This is a genomic window from Marinobacter sp. MA (assembly GCF_048298425.1).
Lineage (GTDB): Bacteria > Pseudomonadota > Gammaproteobacteria > Pseudomonadales > Oleiphilaceae > Marinobacter > Marinobacter salsuginis.
Genome location: NZ_CP103058.1, coordinates 978,419 through 993,344, shown reverse-complemented (window position 1 = coordinate 993,344; position 14,926 = coordinate 978,419). Strand labels below are relative to the sequence as shown.

At 48.3% G+C, this 14,926-nt stretch carries 10 protein-coding genes; 9 read left to right on the top strand and 1 reads right to left on the bottom strand.

Going from position 1 to position 14,926, the window contains the following annotated elements:
* Position 1 precedes the first annotated feature (1 nt).
* Genes NUW46_RS04530 through NUW46_RS04510 form a run of 5 tightly spaced genes read left to right on the top strand, consistent with a single transcriptional unit; the run spans position 2 to position 6,475 of the window.
* The gene (locus tag NUW46_RS04530; RefSeq protein ID WP_418141478.1) at positions 2-1,225 is read left to right on the top strand and encodes a tyrosine-type recombinase/integrase; all 1,224 of its coding nucleotides are present in this window, start codon (positions 2-4) and stop codon (positions 1,223-1,225) included.
* Positions 1,218-3,326, top strand: coding sequence for a site-specific integrase (locus tag NUW46_RS04525; protein ID WP_418141477.1), 2,109 nt, complete (start codon positions 1,218-1,220; stop codon positions 3,324-3,326). The genes NUW46_RS04530 and NUW46_RS04525 overlap by 8 nt, the downstream gene beginning before the upstream one ends.
* Before the next feature lie 2 nt (positions 3,327-3,328).
* On the top strand, positions 3,329-5,197 hold the full coding sequence (locus NUW46_RS04520) for a site-specific integrase (protein WP_418141476.1): 1,869 nt from the start codon (positions 3,329-3,331) through the stop codon (positions 5,195-5,197).
* Positions 5,190-5,627 (top strand): hypothetical protein, encoded by a 438-nt coding sequence (locus tag NUW46_RS04515; RefSeq protein ID WP_418141475.1) that lies wholly within the window; start codon positions 5,190-5,192, stop codon positions 5,625-5,627. Before NUW46_RS04520 ends, NUW46_RS04515 begins: the two co-directional genes overlap by 8 nt.
* A complete protein-coding gene (locus tag NUW46_RS04510) occupies positions 5,624-6,475 on the top strand; it encodes a thymidylate synthase (RefSeq protein ID WP_104323012.1) in 852 nt (283 codons plus the stop codon). Before NUW46_RS04515 ends, NUW46_RS04510 begins: the two co-directional genes overlap by 4 nt.
* Positions 6,476-6,717: 242 nt before the next feature.
* On the opposite strand, the gene NUW46_RS04505 is transcribed toward NUW46_RS04510, so the two are convergent.
* Entirely contained in the window at positions 6,718-7,482 is a 765-nt protein-coding gene (locus tag NUW46_RS04505) for a DNA-binding protein (RefSeq protein WP_418141474.1), read from the bottom strand.
* Positions 7,483-7,601: 119 nt separating this feature from the next.
* Here NUW46_RS04505 and NUW46_RS04500 point away from each other — a divergent pair, with 119 nt between their 5' ends.
* From NUW46_RS04500 to NUW46_RS04485, 4 genes are read left to right on the top strand one after another with little or no spacing between them, the layout of a single operon-like run.
* Positions 7,602-9,101, top strand: a complete 1,500-nt coding sequence (locus NUW46_RS04500; RefSeq protein ID WP_418141473.1) for an N-6 DNA methylase — start codon at positions 7,602-7,604, stop codon at positions 9,099-9,101.
* On the top strand, positions 9,098-10,588 hold the full coding sequence (locus NUW46_RS04495) for a type I restriction-modification system subunit M (RefSeq protein WP_418141472.1): 1,491 nt from the start codon (positions 9,098-9,100) through the stop codon (positions 10,586-10,588). Before NUW46_RS04500 ends, NUW46_RS04495 begins: the two co-directional genes overlap by 4 nt.
* Complete coding sequence (locus tag NUW46_RS04490; RefSeq protein WP_106695312.1) at positions 10,589-11,767, top strand: restriction endonuclease subunit S; 1,179 nt, start codon at positions 10,589-10,591, stop codon at positions 11,765-11,767.
* Between the two features lie 7 nt (positions 11,768-11,774).
* The gene (locus NUW46_RS04485; protein WP_418141471.1) at positions 11,775-14,837 is read left to right on the top strand and encodes a type I restriction endonuclease subunit R; all 3,063 of its coding nucleotides are present in this window, start codon (positions 11,775-11,777) and stop codon (positions 14,835-14,837) included.
* The last annotated feature ends 89 nt before the right edge of the window (positions 14,838-14,926 follow it).

Sequence of the window (14,926 nt, the reverse complement as noted above, 5' to 3'; positions counted from 1 at the left end):
AATGGCGAAAATGATCATCGTTGAAGGAAAGAACATACCAAAAGAGATTGTCATCTCATCAACTGGGGAAGCTTTTCCTCTATCGTATGCAAATCAAAAACGCATGATCGTATCGCTAAGCGACAAAAACGGAAAAACCATTCGCCATGCCAATCGCTGGCTATCGTACCTCTCTAAAGCCGTAGGGACATCCATATCACCTAAGACAGTTGAGCAATATGGTCGCTCAATCGAATACTTTTGTTCTTGGCTGGAACAAACACGTCAATACCCGAACATAGAAATTGATGAGGCTCTCGAAATAATAACCAGAGAAGACGTTTTGGAGTGGCACGAGCATCAGCTATCGAAAGGCCGTGTTGGGAACTCGACTCTTCACTCACGTGAAGCGGCTTTGAAGGCGTTCCTTTCATGGCTAACATCTAAAGAGGGAGGAAGGGTTCGAGAAATAGCCGACTCACCCTGGGGACGCACAAACGATCTTAATTACGTTGCCAGAAGAGGCCACAGAAAGTCGCCAAAGTTCATCACACCGGAGCACATCGTTCAGTTACTGAATTCAATGCACAATGAATGTGAGCGCTGCATGTTCCACACCCAGTACGACACTGGGCTTAGAATTTCAGAACTGATTGGCCTTAAAAGATCAGACCTGCCGCCAGATTCAATATTTCGAGACCAAGGGTTCGAGTTCATCCCCTTGTGTATACGCGGGTCGAAGGGCCGTGCTGGATCCCCCAAAGAACGAATCACTCTCATATCGCGAGCCGTACTAAACAGGATAAGGAAATATCACAACTCCGTCGAATACAGACTTGCGGAAGCCTGGAAAATTAATGACCCAAACAAACCTGTTTTCTTAACGGCAAACGGGAGGCCATGGAGCACTCGCAACGCATCAAAACAGTTTAAGTCCGCAGTTGCTAGGTCTAATGTAGGTGGTGAATTTTCTACGCATTGGATGCGACATGGCACAGCCTTTTCAATCCTGGGCTCAGATATCGGCAAAGACTACGAAGATCGAATGCTGACGGCCCAACAAATGCTCGGTCACTCCCACCTCGGAACTACCGAGATTTACACCCAAATTTCACCTGCGCTTCTCAGCAAACTCACCGAAGAGGGTAGCAGGCAGAACCGACTCCATGAGGCTGAGGACATCAGGAAAGCGACATTTCTTCCCCCTTTGAAGCACAGAGAAAAAAGGGGACACAGAAATGCCTAATGTTTTTAGATTGGTTCCGAAAGCGACGACTCTGGACCCCCTGCGTGAGGTGGAATGGATATTTTCCATGATTCAACGTGAGAAACCTCTCAGCAGCATCACATTCGCAAAAAACTGGTACGTAAAGTTTGTCCAAGATACTGGCGCAGGGTATGACGAGCTTCGTTCAGATCCTCGCTTCTTTGTTGGGAAGTATTGGGAAACGGATGCTCTAATACGCTTCACAGCATGGCTCAACAAACAACAGACCTCGCTTTCAAGTAAATCTCGATATTCGGTATACAAAACTGTTCGATACGCTATGGACTGGACCTACCAGCTTGGCATTACAGATCACATTGTGTACCACGCCCCGATGTTCAAGGGCCTCCCGGAAACTGACACGCGAGCGCCATATTCTGAGCAGGAACAAGAAATCATCAACGTCGCTCTCGGCAGGTGTATTCAACATGCAATGAACGTTAGTGAGCCTTATCGAAAGTCGAATGCTGGAATTCGGTGTCGTCCTTGCAATACTGATCCGCTATTCATCGATGGCGAAAGCTTCACTCCCAAGCAGGCGTCATTACTGTTTGGAGTGAGTGCCGCCACCATCGCAAGAAGAAACAGAAAAGGCTGGACACACAGACAATGCGTAAACCTGGACCCTGCTCCACAAAACCAAAAATATTGGATTGGCAAAGCCATAAATGTTGAGGGTGTTGAATGGTCTTCTCTCACACAAGCTGCTGAACATTACGGAGTGGCAAGAGAAACCATTGGTGGTCGCCTCGCTATGGGTTGCTCTCCTGAGCAGGCAGTAGGCTTAACTCCAATCTACAGCAAAGCGGGTAGCTTTGAATGTGCTCTCTACGAATTTGAAGAGAAATTCGAATGTGACCCCTTGCGAATGCTTCAATTTTCGAAAATGCATCGTGGAAGCTACTCTTCGGCGTTCCTCATGAAGTTTTTCGTGAAGATAGGAGTATGGCCATATGTGGATCAGCGGCTTATCTTGCCAATTGCAGCAGAACTTTCCCGGATAACCGGACTGAATGCAGAGTCTGTCGCTTCACTGACTTTGGACAGCTATATAGCCAAACACCCCCTTACCAATCGGCCGTGCATCCGTTACACGAAACCCAGGTCAGGCTCCGCGAACCGAACCGATAATCGAGAGCTACACGTCGCTTTACTCGAGGATGCTGAATATTTTATCGAAGACGCCAAGCAAACTCAGGTCGCACAACTAATCGAGTTAGCCATCAAACTCACACAAAGGATAAGGGATCGCGCAGAAGGCGAGACAAAACATAAGCTATTTATCTACGAGCATAACGGCTGGTTTCGATCAGCTGACGACAACAAAAGCGGCGTAACCCATATCATTTGGGGTTATCCCTCTTTAACTGAGCGACAGTCAAACCCCGCTCTGTCTGGCTCAGATCGTTGGTACAAAGCATTTTGTAAAGAGAACGGTCTTTACGAGGTTCTAGGAAACGATTTTACGTTCAATATAAGCCGCTTCCGGTCAACTCTTATAAACAACATGGTTAAAGAGGGAGCTAATATCTTTACTATTCAGGCAGTCGTTGGCCACGAAAGTATTAGCACCACTGCGAATTATCTGAACGAACGGGCACTCGATGCTGAATTCATAAAAGTTGTTAAGCCTGCTCTAGAATCAATTTCTGAGCAAACGCAGAACGCACAACCTGTCCCCAAAATGCCTATCCCGAACACAGGTTACACCGAGACACTATGTGGAACCGGCTGCAAAGATGCCTTCAACCCCAGCGAAAGGGTTAGAAAACTCACGAATCACATTGAAGGGTCACCCTGCAAATTTTGGAATATGTGCCTTCTCTGCGAGCAAGCAATCGTTACTGAAGACGGTCTACCGAAGATCATTGCCTATAAGTGGAAAATCGAAGAAGTACTCCTTCAAGATAAGAAGAACATGGAGGGGAGGAAGGCTCTATACGGGGAAATATTAACCGTAATCGAGACCCTCATCACGCCGGACCAAAACTATCCTGAAACCGTTTTGAAAGAAGCGGAATTTTTGGCTTCAGAGCTAGACGATGAAGCACTCGACCACCTCGTATACCAAGGGCTTTAGCTATGGGACTCATACAACAAGAGGGCCTTCCTTCGGTAAACGATCTTGAAATTGGCGATGCTGTGTTTGACCCTGCCACTCCCATTTGGCACTCACAGTTTAAAGACCCCCAATGGGTTTACCTGCTACCAGATGACGTCCGATTCAATGGCCGAAAAAGCAGCATGATCGATTGGGAGGGCTTCCAACAATCATCGAGACACCACCTAGAGAAGTATGATTACTGCCTCACAGAGCAAATGGTGTCCGAACTAAAGACGGCTTCTGCAATCTATGCTTTTTATCCAAAACTCTTCAAACACTCTAGAACATCGAAAACTACCGTCGATGGGAAAACTGTAAAAGGGCGAGTTAGGGAGCTGGCCAAAATTGGCTCGTACATCATTCGAGAAGAACAAAAGGACGGCTGCACTATAAACTCTTTTGCTGATATCAGCTTTGAAACATTCAAACGTCATGCGCCACACATCGGAGGCCGCCCAGACCACCTGAGACGCGCTATGCGCTTACTTACGAGCGAGATTGTTCAGCGAAACCTGCCACGGAGGCTTGCATTACAATCTTCAGATATTGACTCAAAATCGATCAACTGGAGTGAACAGTCATCACACGAAGGAATCGGCACCCTATCCGATGCACAGTTTATTTTCCTTCTGAGCCACTGCAAGCGCGCCATTTCCGAGTTCAAAGCAGCAATAAAGTTCGAGATCCACGACAGAACCATCTCAAACACAGCTCGAAAAGAAATCATCAAAAAGTTCACTAATGTGAAAATCCCACTGGAATACTACCTTTGGGGTGGAGGTCGCGACGATCACAACCTCGAGCAAAAATACAGGAAGGAATTTGGGTACACCCCTGGCGAAGTTCGAAATCTCTACAACGAAGCCCACAAAGCATCAATGCTTATAATTCTCTTACTCACGGGCATGAGATTTTCGGAGGCTCAGCTCATTAGAAGAGGAGCTTTGGCATATGCAGATGGCATCAGATACATTGTCTCGAAAGTGGTCAAACGAAGACATGAAGGCACTCCAGCTGTAGATCGATGGATAGCAATCCCCTTGGTTGAGGATGCACATGACATCCTGAATTACGCATGTGAGCAATCCGGGAACGAATACCTATTTTCCTCTCCAACAGGAGTTGTGCGAGAGGGAGGTCAAGGTTATTCCAACCTCAACACCACCTTCATCCGCTGGATTAAAAAAATTGATCATCAAGGCCTCTTCGATGGTTACAAATTTTCTGTTCATCAATGCCGGGAGACGTTGACACATCAACTTGCCAAACATGAAGTGGGCTTACCTTTTATTTCGAAACAACTGAAGCACTTCCATAGTCGCTTCAAGCGGATGCCTAACGAGGTTACAGCAGGTTATGGGGGGTACAAGAGAGACCTTCAGCTCAGCATTGAGTCCCGCATGGCCATGGCCCGCGAGGAAGTTCTGACCGATCTCTTCGGCGCGGACAAGAAATTCGCAGGGGGCGGGGGCGCGCAACACAAGTACCGGATTGATGCCTGGTTCAAGGGCGCAGGCCTTTTCGGAGAGCAAAGAGCCAAGTACATTTCCCGGTTGGCGAATTCCAATATCAGCCTCATGCCTACATCAATCGGCGTATGCACGCACAACTTTGTTGAAAAAGACAACGGAAAAGAAACACCGCCCTGCTATGGAGACTTCTCGTGCGACCCCGATTGTCCAAATCATGTTATTTCAGAGGGGTGCTCGTCTGCTCTCAAAGACCGCCAGATGCACGCGGAAGAAAAAGCAAAGGAAAGCCCAGAGCAAGCCATCATCTGGGTTGGCCTGGCTGAGCAACTGGGCAAGCACGTTAAAAAGTTCGAAGGCGGAATGCGTGATGACTGACAAGCGGCCAGTTCAATTAGTAGAGAGCATCAAAACCAAGCAGAACAAAAACGACAAGGCAATCGAAGATGCCTTAGACACTCTTCAAAGGGATGTTAAGAGCGGTGTAACAAAGCCCACTATGGATAACCTGGTAAATCTTTGCGGGCTTTCTGAAGGGGCAATTCGCAAAAGGAGGTGGGCGGTTCTGCGGCTAAAAGCAATGAAGAAGAGCGCAAAAAGCTCAAATGAAAAAGCCGTTTCACCGCCAAAGTCGAAGAGTGAAGTTAACTTGTTACGGGAAAGAGTACGGGATCTATTGAAAGAAAACGCCATATTATTTGAGGAAGCAATAGGATTGAAAGGCCAGCTCGAACGACGCGACCGTGAAATACAAGTGCTTGAAAAAAGATTAATCATGAAAATTCAAAATCATATGGAGAAAGAATGAAACAATACCTTGAGTTATGCCAACGGATAGTGGACGAAGGCGTATGGGTTACGAATGACCGAACAGGAAAGCGATGCCTTACGGTAATCGATGCCTCACTCGATTACGATGTTGAAAACAATCAATTTCCCCTCGTAACCACTCGAAAAAGCTTCTATAAAGCCGCGATTGCTGAATTGCTCGGTTATCTCCGTGGCTATGACAATGCTGCCCAATTTAGGGCCATTGGGTGCAACACCTGGAATGCAAACGCCAACAAAACTCCGGCTTGGCTTGAAAACCCGAACAGGAAAGGCGAAGACGACATGGGCCGAGTTTATGGCGTGCAGGGTCGTCGGTGGGCCAAACCTGATGGGGGAACTGTTGATCAGCTGAGAAAGCTCGTCGACAACCTTTCTAAAGGTATTGACGACCGAGGCGAGATTCTCTCGTTTTACAACCCCGGTGAGTTTCACCTGGGCTGCCTCCGTCCATGCATGCATACACATACATTTTCCCTCTTAGGCAAGGACCTTTATCTGACCTCATACCAGAGAAGCTGCGATGTTCCACTTGGCCTGAACTTCAACCAAGTCCAGGTCTTTACACTCTTAGCACTTATTGCACAAATAACCGGCAACAAACCCAAGGCTGCTTATCATCGTCTAGTCAATTGCCATGTGTACGAGGACCAGCTACCGATGCTTCGCGATATACAGCTCAAGCGTGAGCCCTATCCGTCGCCTCAACTCCACATTAACCCCGACATCAAATCTTTAGAGGATATTGAGACTTGGGTAACCGTCGATGATTTTACCGTTACAGGTTACAAGCATCATGGACCGATAAAATATCCGTTCTCCGAGTAAAGAATGCTTTTAGCATGGCACTGAGCAATTTACGATCCTTTGGACCGATTTACTCTTCGATTCAGACATGACGTGAGCAGACAGAAGGCATACGCTGGAAGTCTCTCAGACTTCCCTGCCCCGCTCGTGGGCAAGTGCCATTCTGTCATCAAGGCCACATACGGTGTCGTTTAACCCAACTGCTCTAACGGCAGCTTCTCCTGGACCAAGAGATAATTGATTAGTCTGTGTCGCTTCTCATTTCAATGACCGGCCTCCTGTGGTGGGGTCACAGTTTCAGTTGTGGCCCTTTGCTCTAATGCCTCCAGTCGCTTTATCAATTCCTCCACACCCTTCATTTCGTTGAGCTGGGTTTCGAGCTGAAAGGCTTTCATTTCGTACTTTTTCGCCTCCTCTAGCGCCGATGCAAGTTTTTCCTCGGTTTTTGTCAATTCCTGCTGTAACTCGCCCGATTCGGATTCAAGCTTTTCAATAACAATTCCAGCATCTTTCAACTCGGCATCGGTCTGTTCTTCCAACTCCTTGAGTTGTCGAGTCATCTCTGCAACACGCCGGTCAGCGTTTTTTGTTGCGGCCTGATGAATACTGGCCGTTACCGAAAGCAGTTGGGATAGCAACGTTTGTCCCGCGCTATCAAGCAATTCCTCAATCTCGGGCGGAAGTTCCGTATCCTGCACCGCTTCTTTAGTTTCTTGTTCTACGAACTTTCTCCAAACTGAAATAAGGCGACTCTGATCTCCACCACCAAGTTCAATTCTTAAACCATAACCAGTAACTTTTCCCTTCTGCACTTGCAGGCGCTTCCCTGCCTCGATGATCTTTTCATCACTAAAATCTGCCGGGCGCATCGCATTGACCTCCTCTATTGCTGGCATTTTCAGTATAGACCAAAAAATAAGAAAGCAAGAAAGCAAGAAAGAAAGTAAGTAAGTAAGTAAGTAAGTAAGAAAGTAAATTTCTGAGAAACCGGGATTCGTGAGCACCCCAAGGACCGATTCTCCACTCATCCAACCATCCGCCGTGCGTATTTGCTACTATCAACTCAATAGAAAAACCTCACTTCTGAGGGTGCTGAATATTTCCGCTCTCACCTCCGATTCGAGCAGTAACGGACCTTAAAACAAGCATGACACTGATCAACCTAAAGGATCTCGAAGCCCACCTTTGGCACGCCGCGCACATCATCACCGGCCCCATCGACGCTTCTGACTACAAGACCTACATCTTCCCGATTCTTTTCTTCAAACGGATCTGTGACGTCTACGACGAAGAGTTCGCCGATGCCATGGAAAAGGTTGGAGACAGAGACCTGGCCGCACAGAGCATGTTCCACCGCATTCAGATCCCCCCTGAGTGCCATTGGCAGCATGTGTTTGAGCAGACCAAAGACATCGGCCAGGCGCTGAAGGACGCCTTTCGCGGGATTGAGCTGGCGAACGGCAAGCTCCATGGGATCTTCGGCGATGCGAGCTGGACCAACAAAGACCGTCTGCCAGATGAGTTGCTGGCCACGCTACTCAACCACTTTAACCAAGTTAATCTTGGTGTCCGCAGCGTCCGCGATGACGACATGGGCCGCGCATATGAATATCTGATTAAACGGTTTGCTGACAAAGCCAATAAGAAAGCTGGTGAATTCTACACACCACGAACCATCGTCAGGCTGATGGTTAACATTCTTGATCCGAAGGCCGGAGAAAGTGTTTACGACCCGGCTTGCGGTACGGGGGGCATGCTGCTCGAAACCATTCACCACGTCCGGGAGAATGGTGGCGATCCGCGCCTACTTAAAATTAAAGGGCAGGAGAAGAACCTTACCACCGAGGCTATCGCAAGGATGAACCTGTTCCTGCACGGTCAAGAAGATTTCGACATCGTGCGAGGCGACACACTCCGACACCCCAAATTCTTGATCAATGACCGCCTCGAAACGTTCGATTGCGTAATCGCCAACCCACCTTTCAGTCTCAAAGAGTGGGGTCAAAACCTCTGGTCGAGCGACCCTTACGACCGAAATGCATACGGACTAGCTCCGAAAACCAATGGTGATTTTGCTTGGGTTCTGCATATGTTTGCTTCCCTCAACGACCAAGGTCGCATGGCGGTTGTCCTACCCCATGGAGTTTTGTTCCGAGGCGGTTCCGAAGGAAAGATAAGAACGAAGCTTCTGCAAGAGAACAGGATCGAGGCCATCATCGGCGTTGCGCCCAACCTCTTCTACGGCACAAGCATACCCGCCTGCATTCTTGTTCTACGCAAACAGCGCCCAGCCGATCATGAAGGCTATGTCCTGGTCATTAACGCAGAAGAAATTTTCAGCAAAGGCCGAGCACAGAACACCTTATCAAATGCTCAAGCCGACCAAATCTTTGAAATCTACAGCAATCAAGAGGCCTCTGGCCCCGCTGGGCAACCAGTTGAAGGCAAAGCTCGCTGGGTTCCTCTATCTGAAATTGCCGAGAACGACTTCAATCTGAACATTGCGCGATACGTTCAAAAGCCTCTTGAAGAAGAATCAATCTCTGTCGAGGAAGCTTTGAAGGATTTTCAGGAAAAACTGACTGCCCTGGAAAAAGCGGAGCAGGAGCTTGAGGAACTATTGGTAAAGGAGGGCTTTGAGCTATGAACAAACGACAGTTGGAAGACCTTCTCTGGGGCGCTGCCGAGTTCCTACGTGGCCAGATCGATGCGTCTGATTACAAGCAGTATATTTTCCCTCTGCTTTTCTACAAACGCCTTTCGGACGTCTACCTAGACGAGTATACCGAGGCATTAGAGCTAAGTGACGGCGACGCTCACTACGCCACGATGCCCATGTTCCACCGATTTGATATTCCGGAAGAGGCACGATGGGAAAGGGTCCGCAATACCAGCAAAAATATCGGTGAAGCTATCCAGAGCGCCCTCAGGCTCATCGAAGCTAAGAACGAGAGACTGCACGGCGTATTTGGTGATGCCCAGTGGACGAACAAAGAACGCCTGCCTGACCACCTTCTCGCCGACCTCATCCAACACTTCAGCAAAATCCCGCTGGGCATCAAATCGGTCAATCAGGACGATCTGGGTGAAGCCTATGAATACCTCATTAAGAAATTTGCAGATGACTCTGGCCACACGGCTGCTGAATTCTACACAAACCGGACCGTAGTCCACTTAATGACGAGGATTATGGGGCTTAAACCCGGCGAGACTGCTTACGACCCGACCTGTGGTACTGGAGGCATGCTGTTAAACGCAGTTATGGATCTTCGAAGCCAGGGAAAGGAATGGCGATCAGTAAAACTCTTCGGCCAGGAAGTAAACCTGCTCACCTCCGCCATCGCCCGCATGAACATGTTCCTCCATGACATTGAGGAATTTGACGTTCTGCGCGGTGACACGCTCGGCGATCCCAAGTTTGTAGAGAACGATCGGCTCAAACAGTTTGATGTCATTTTTGCGAATCCACCCTACTCCATCAAAAAATGGAACCGTGACAAGTTTGCCGCAGACCCGTATGGCCGTAATCTTTACGGAGTGCCTCCTCAAGGCTGTGCCGACTACGCGTTTTTCACCCATATCATCAAGAGCCTGAAACCTGACACCGGACGTGCCGCCATGCTTTGGCCTCACGGCGTATTGTTCAGGGACTCCGAGCAAGGCATACGCAAACAGGTTATTGAATCGGACATTATCGAGGCAGTGATCGGATTAGGACCCAATCTCTTCTACAATTCGCCGATGGAATCATGCGTTGTGGTACTTAACTCCAACAAATCAGGTGAGCGAAAAGGCAAGATCCTATTTATCAATGGTGTGGACCTTGTCACACGCGAGCGCGCACATAGTCGTTTATCAAATGATGACCTCGAATCGCTATGCGCGGCCTTCTTTACGCCTGAGCAGCAAAGTGGCATCACCGCTCTCGTTGGCATAGATACCATTGAAAAAAACCTGTTTAACTTATCGATACCCTTGTATGTGCAAACACCCGACAACCACGAGGTGCCTGATGCTCAGCACGCTATTGAGGCATGGAAAGTCAGCCGTGTGCAATTAAAAAAACAGACTAACGAATTATTCGAAATCCTTTCGAATCAGGTATGTAACACCGCATGCAAGGTGGAGCAATAAATGACTGACCAGGTAAAACTGAAGGGCTGGAGAAAAGTAAAGTTTGGTGATATTGCCAAAAACATCTCTAAGAGAGTCGAGCCCAGCGAAACAGATCTTGATATCTATATAGGGTTAGAGCACCTTGATCCTAATAGCTTGAGGATTAAGCGCCACGGCAACCCAGCTGATGTTAAAGGTCAAAAACTATTGGTAAAAAAAGGGCAAATCATCTTCGGAAAGCGGAGAGCGTATCAGCGAAAATTAGCTATTGCGGATTGCGATTGCATATGCTCGGCTCATGCTATGGTCCTCGAACCAAAGAAAGAAAAAATAGTCCCGGATTTTCTACCCTTTTTTATGCAGTCTGACGCGTTCATGAAGCGCGCAAAATCAATTTCAGAGGGTTCACTTTCGCCAACAATTAAATGGAAAACACTTGAAAATCAGGAATTTCAATTACCCGACATTGAGAGTCAAAAGCGAGTGGCTGCAATTCTTAAACAGGCCCTAAAAGTCTCTGAAAAATTTGACTCTTTGACCACGAGTGGCCAGTTATTAATAAAAAATTTACGGCACCATCTCTTCTCAAATAATAGTATTCCAGAAAATCTCGGATCACCTTCCAAAACGTGGAAACAAGTTCCGCTGTGGGAAGTTGGACATTGGCAAAGTGGGGGCACCCCATCGAAATCAAAGGAGACGTATTGGGACGGAAATATTCCGTGGTTCAGTCCTAAAGATATGAAATCTCCGGAGCTGAAAAAGTCTTTATTAACAGTTACAGAAGAAGGAGCCCGAAACGGCACTCGCTCTGTGGACGAAAATACAATCCTTATTGTCGTTAGGGGAATGATTTTAGCACATACCTTTCCTGTGGGGATTACGCACCAAACATCGACATTTAATCAAGATATCAAGGCGTTGGTCTTATCTGAAGACTTTTCACCTAGATTCGTTCTGCACTGGCTCATTCATAATGCGGATCTTTTTCTCTCTAAAGTCACGACAGCAACTCATGGGACTTGTCGGCTAAGTACTGATGTTTTCAAGCAAGTACTAATCCCCAAGCCCCCTAAGTTTCATCAGGAAAAAATTGCAAATTTGATAGATCAGACTTTAGAAATCGTTAATTCAAATCACAAGAAACATATTCAAGATTTGAATAAGAGCATCGCTAACGCATTTTTATTTGACTAGGCCCTATATGTTTAACGAACAAACCGTCACAGAAAACGGAATCATTGACCGCTTGAAAGGATTGAGCGGAGTAGATTGGAACTACTGCCACGGGGAAAGCCTGCCAAAGCAAGCACAAGATATCTTCGTCGATGAATGGCTCAAAAACGCACTTTGTTCGTTAAACCCCGATGTCGCCAGGCAGCCCGACTACGCAGATGAGATTATTTACAAGCTACGCGGCGTGGTACTCGAAGCTCGTCATACCGGTTTGGTGAAGGCCAACGAAAATTTTCAAGAGTGGTTGATGGCCGATAAGACCTTGCCCTTCGGCGAGAATGGCGACCACATCACCATCAACCTGATCGATTTCGACAACATTGAAAACAACCACTTTGTCATTGCGCAGCAGGTGCACTATATCGCTGCCACGGAAGTGTTCTTCGATATCGTGCTCTATATCAACGGTATCCCGCTGGTTGTTGGCGAAGTCAAAACAGCAACGCGCCCAAGCGTCACTTGGCAGGATGGTGCCGCTGACTTCATCGGTGGCACCAAGCACTACTGGAAGAACGCTGAACCCTTCTTCGTCCCAAATCTGTTGTGCTTCGCCTCCGAGGGTCGGACCTTCGCGTATGGTGCGATAAACGCTGGCCCCAAAGATTGGGGGCCCTGGCATACCACTGAACAGGAAGAAGAGCAGCTCACGGGCATGGCCTCAGTCCTTGCAAGTGTTGAAGGATTACTGAACCCTCGGACGCTGCTTCGGATACTCGAATCCTTCGCTCTCTTCTCAACCATCAAGACCGGCAAAAAAACACCACCAAAACGCATCAAGCTGCTTCCCCGTTACCCTCAATTCGAAGCTGCCAAGCAAATCGTCGACCGCGTCAAAAGCGGTTACCCCAAAAAGGGTCTGATCTGGCACTTTCAGGGCTCCGGCAAGTCCCTACTGATGCTTTACGCGGCTCGTATGCTGCGAGCCGATAATGACCTCAAAAACCCCACCGTTCTGGTGGTGGTGGATCGGCGAGACCTTGATAGCCAAATAAACGAAACATTTGGCGGTGCCGACGTTAAGAACCTCGTTAAGGTGCAAAGTTGCAAGAAATTGGGCGAGCACATTGAGCAGGACAGCCGTGGCATTTTGATTACGACCATTTTCAAATTCCAAGATGTCGAGATTGATGAAAGTAATCCAAAAGGCCTGAATGACCGGGACAACATCATTGTGTTGGTCGACGAAGCGCACCGGACCCAAGAGGGCTCCCTTGGTGACAAGATGCGCTGGGCCCTGCCGAACGCACACTTCTACGGCCTGACAGGAACGCCGATTTCAAGCATCGAGCGAAACACCTTCAAGCTGTTTGGTGCGGACGAAGACCCCGGCAGATACATGAATCGCTACAGCTACAAGCAGTCCATCCGCGACGGGGCTACCGTACCAGTGAAATTCGAACCACGCTTGGCCGAGCTTCGCGTCGATAGAGCCTCAATTGACAAAGAGTTTGAACGGCTAGCTGAAGAACACGGCTTGGACAACGATGAGAAGACCGCGCTGTCTACGCGGGCGGGCAAGTTGGCAGTAATGCTGAAAGCCCCGAAGCGTATGGAGGCGATCAGCGACGACATCGTTGACCACTTCACCAGCCACGTGAAGCCGAAAAAATTGAAAGGCATGGTGGTTGTTTACGACCGAGATGCCTGCGTTCAGATGTATTACCTACTCGGCCAGAAGCTTGGTTTTGACGCCGTCGAAGTGGTGATGAACGTTGATCAAGCTCCGATTAAAGCGAAAGGCGGTGGCAAAGATGGGAAGGAAAACAGAGACTGGCGTAAATGGAACAAAGAATTGGAACTACCGATAACGGAGGCGGACTTTCAGCGTTGGCAGGAGATTGACGGAGATGACCAACTACAAAAAGACCTGATTGAGTCCTACAAAGATCCAGAGAACCCTCTCCAGCTTCTCATTGTTACTGCAAAACTTCTCACTGGTTTTGATGCTCCCATTTGCTACTGCATGTACCTGGACAAGCCACTTCGAGACCACACCCTCCTCCAGGCTATGTGCCGTACCAACCGTCTCTACGAAGCAAACGGTGTGCGCAAGGGAATGGGATTGATCATCGACTATCTTGGTGTGTTTGAGAACCTGCGAACGGCCCTCGCTTACAACCCCGACGAGATCGAGGGCGTTGTTGAAGGCATCGAACGCTTTAAGGAAATGCTTCCAGAGCAGCTGAAAAAGTGCTTGGCGTTCTTCCCTGGGGTGGATCGATCCCTGGAAGGCTTTGAGGGCATCATCGCGGCCCAGGAATGCCTGCCGACCAATGAGAAACGGGACGAATTTGCCGCCGCGTTTGGCGTACTCAGCAAACTCTGGTCTGCGATCAATCCAGACCCTTTCCTCGCGCCCTACCGAAACGATTACAAATGGCTCGCTCAAATCTATGAGAGTGTTCGCCCCGTTGGCCAAACTGGCGCTCTGGTCTGGGCCGCGCTCGGGCCTGAAACCATCAAAATGATCCACGAAAACACCGATATCAACCGCATTCGGAATGATATCGATGAACTTGTGATGGATGAGCACGCCATTTTCACGCTCACAGAGAAAGAACAAGAGAAGCGCGCACGCCGACTTGAGATAGATTTGATGGGGCGGCTTCGCGGTAGTGGAAACCCGGAATTCGTAGCGCTCGGAGAACGTTTAGAAAAGCTCAGGCAACAGTACGAGGCTGGAGTGATTAAGGCCATTGATTGGCTCAAAGGCCTGCTTGATACCGCCAAAGAAACCGTTGAACTTGAGAAACAGACTGGCGAGCGCACGGTCACTGAGGAAGACAATGTTCAGGCGCTTACCAAGCTCTTCATGGAGACCAGGCCTGACCGAACTCCAAAGGTCATCCAGGATGTGGTGGAGCAGATCGACAAGATCGTCAAAGCTACCCGATTTGATGGGTGGCAGAACTCTGCCAGTGGACCGAGAGAGATACAGAAAGCTTTGATGTTGACGTTAGTTCAGTTTGGATTGGGGAAGGATAAAGAGTTATTCAATAAGGCCTATGAGTACATCAAGGGTCATTATTGAAAATTTCGAAAGAATAGTTTTTAAAAGTTATACGTCAAAAATTTTTTTGGCGTATAACTGCGGCCAAGATCGGTGGTGCCTGAGAACCA

What these genes read in the sequence shown, in the direction of transcription:
- NUW46_RS04530 (WP_418141478.1), top strand. Translation starts at nt 2, where the DNA reads ATGGCGAAAATGATCATCGTTGAAGGAAAGAACATACCAAAAGAGATT.
- NUW46_RS04525 (WP_418141477.1), top strand. Translation starts at nt 1,218, where the DNA reads ATGCCTAATGTTTTTAGATTGGTTCCGAAAGCGACGACTCTGGACCCC.
- NUW46_RS04520 (WP_418141476.1), top strand. Translation starts at nt 3,329, where the DNA reads ATGGGACTCATACAACAAGAGGGCCTTCCTTCGGTAAACGATCTTGAA.
- NUW46_RS04515 (WP_418141475.1), top strand. Translation starts at nt 5,190, where the DNA reads ATGACTGACAAGCGGCCAGTTCAATTAGTAGAGAGCATCAAAACCAAG.
- NUW46_RS04510 (WP_104323012.1), top strand. Translation starts at nt 5,624, where the DNA reads ATGAAACAATACCTTGAGTTATGCCAACGGATAGTGGACGAAGGCGTA.
- NUW46_RS04505 (WP_418141474.1), bottom strand. Translation starts at nt 7,482, where the DNA reads ATGAGTGGAGAATCGGTCCTTGGGGTGCTCACGAATCCCGGTTTCTCA.
- NUW46_RS04500 (WP_418141473.1), top strand. Translation starts at nt 7,602, where the DNA reads ATGACACTGATCAACCTAAAGGATCTCGAAGCCCACCTTTGGCACGCC.
- NUW46_RS04495 (WP_418141472.1), top strand. Translation starts at nt 9,098, where the DNA reads ATGAACAAACGACAGTTGGAAGACCTTCTCTGGGGCGCTGCCGAGTTC.
- NUW46_RS04490 (WP_106695312.1), top strand. Translation starts at nt 10,589, where the DNA reads ATGACTGACCAGGTAAAACTGAAGGGCTGGAGAAAAGTAAAGTTTGGT.
- NUW46_RS04485 (WP_418141471.1), top strand. Translation starts at nt 11,775, where the DNA reads ATGTTTAACGAACAAACCGTCACAGAAAACGGAATCATTGACCGCTTG.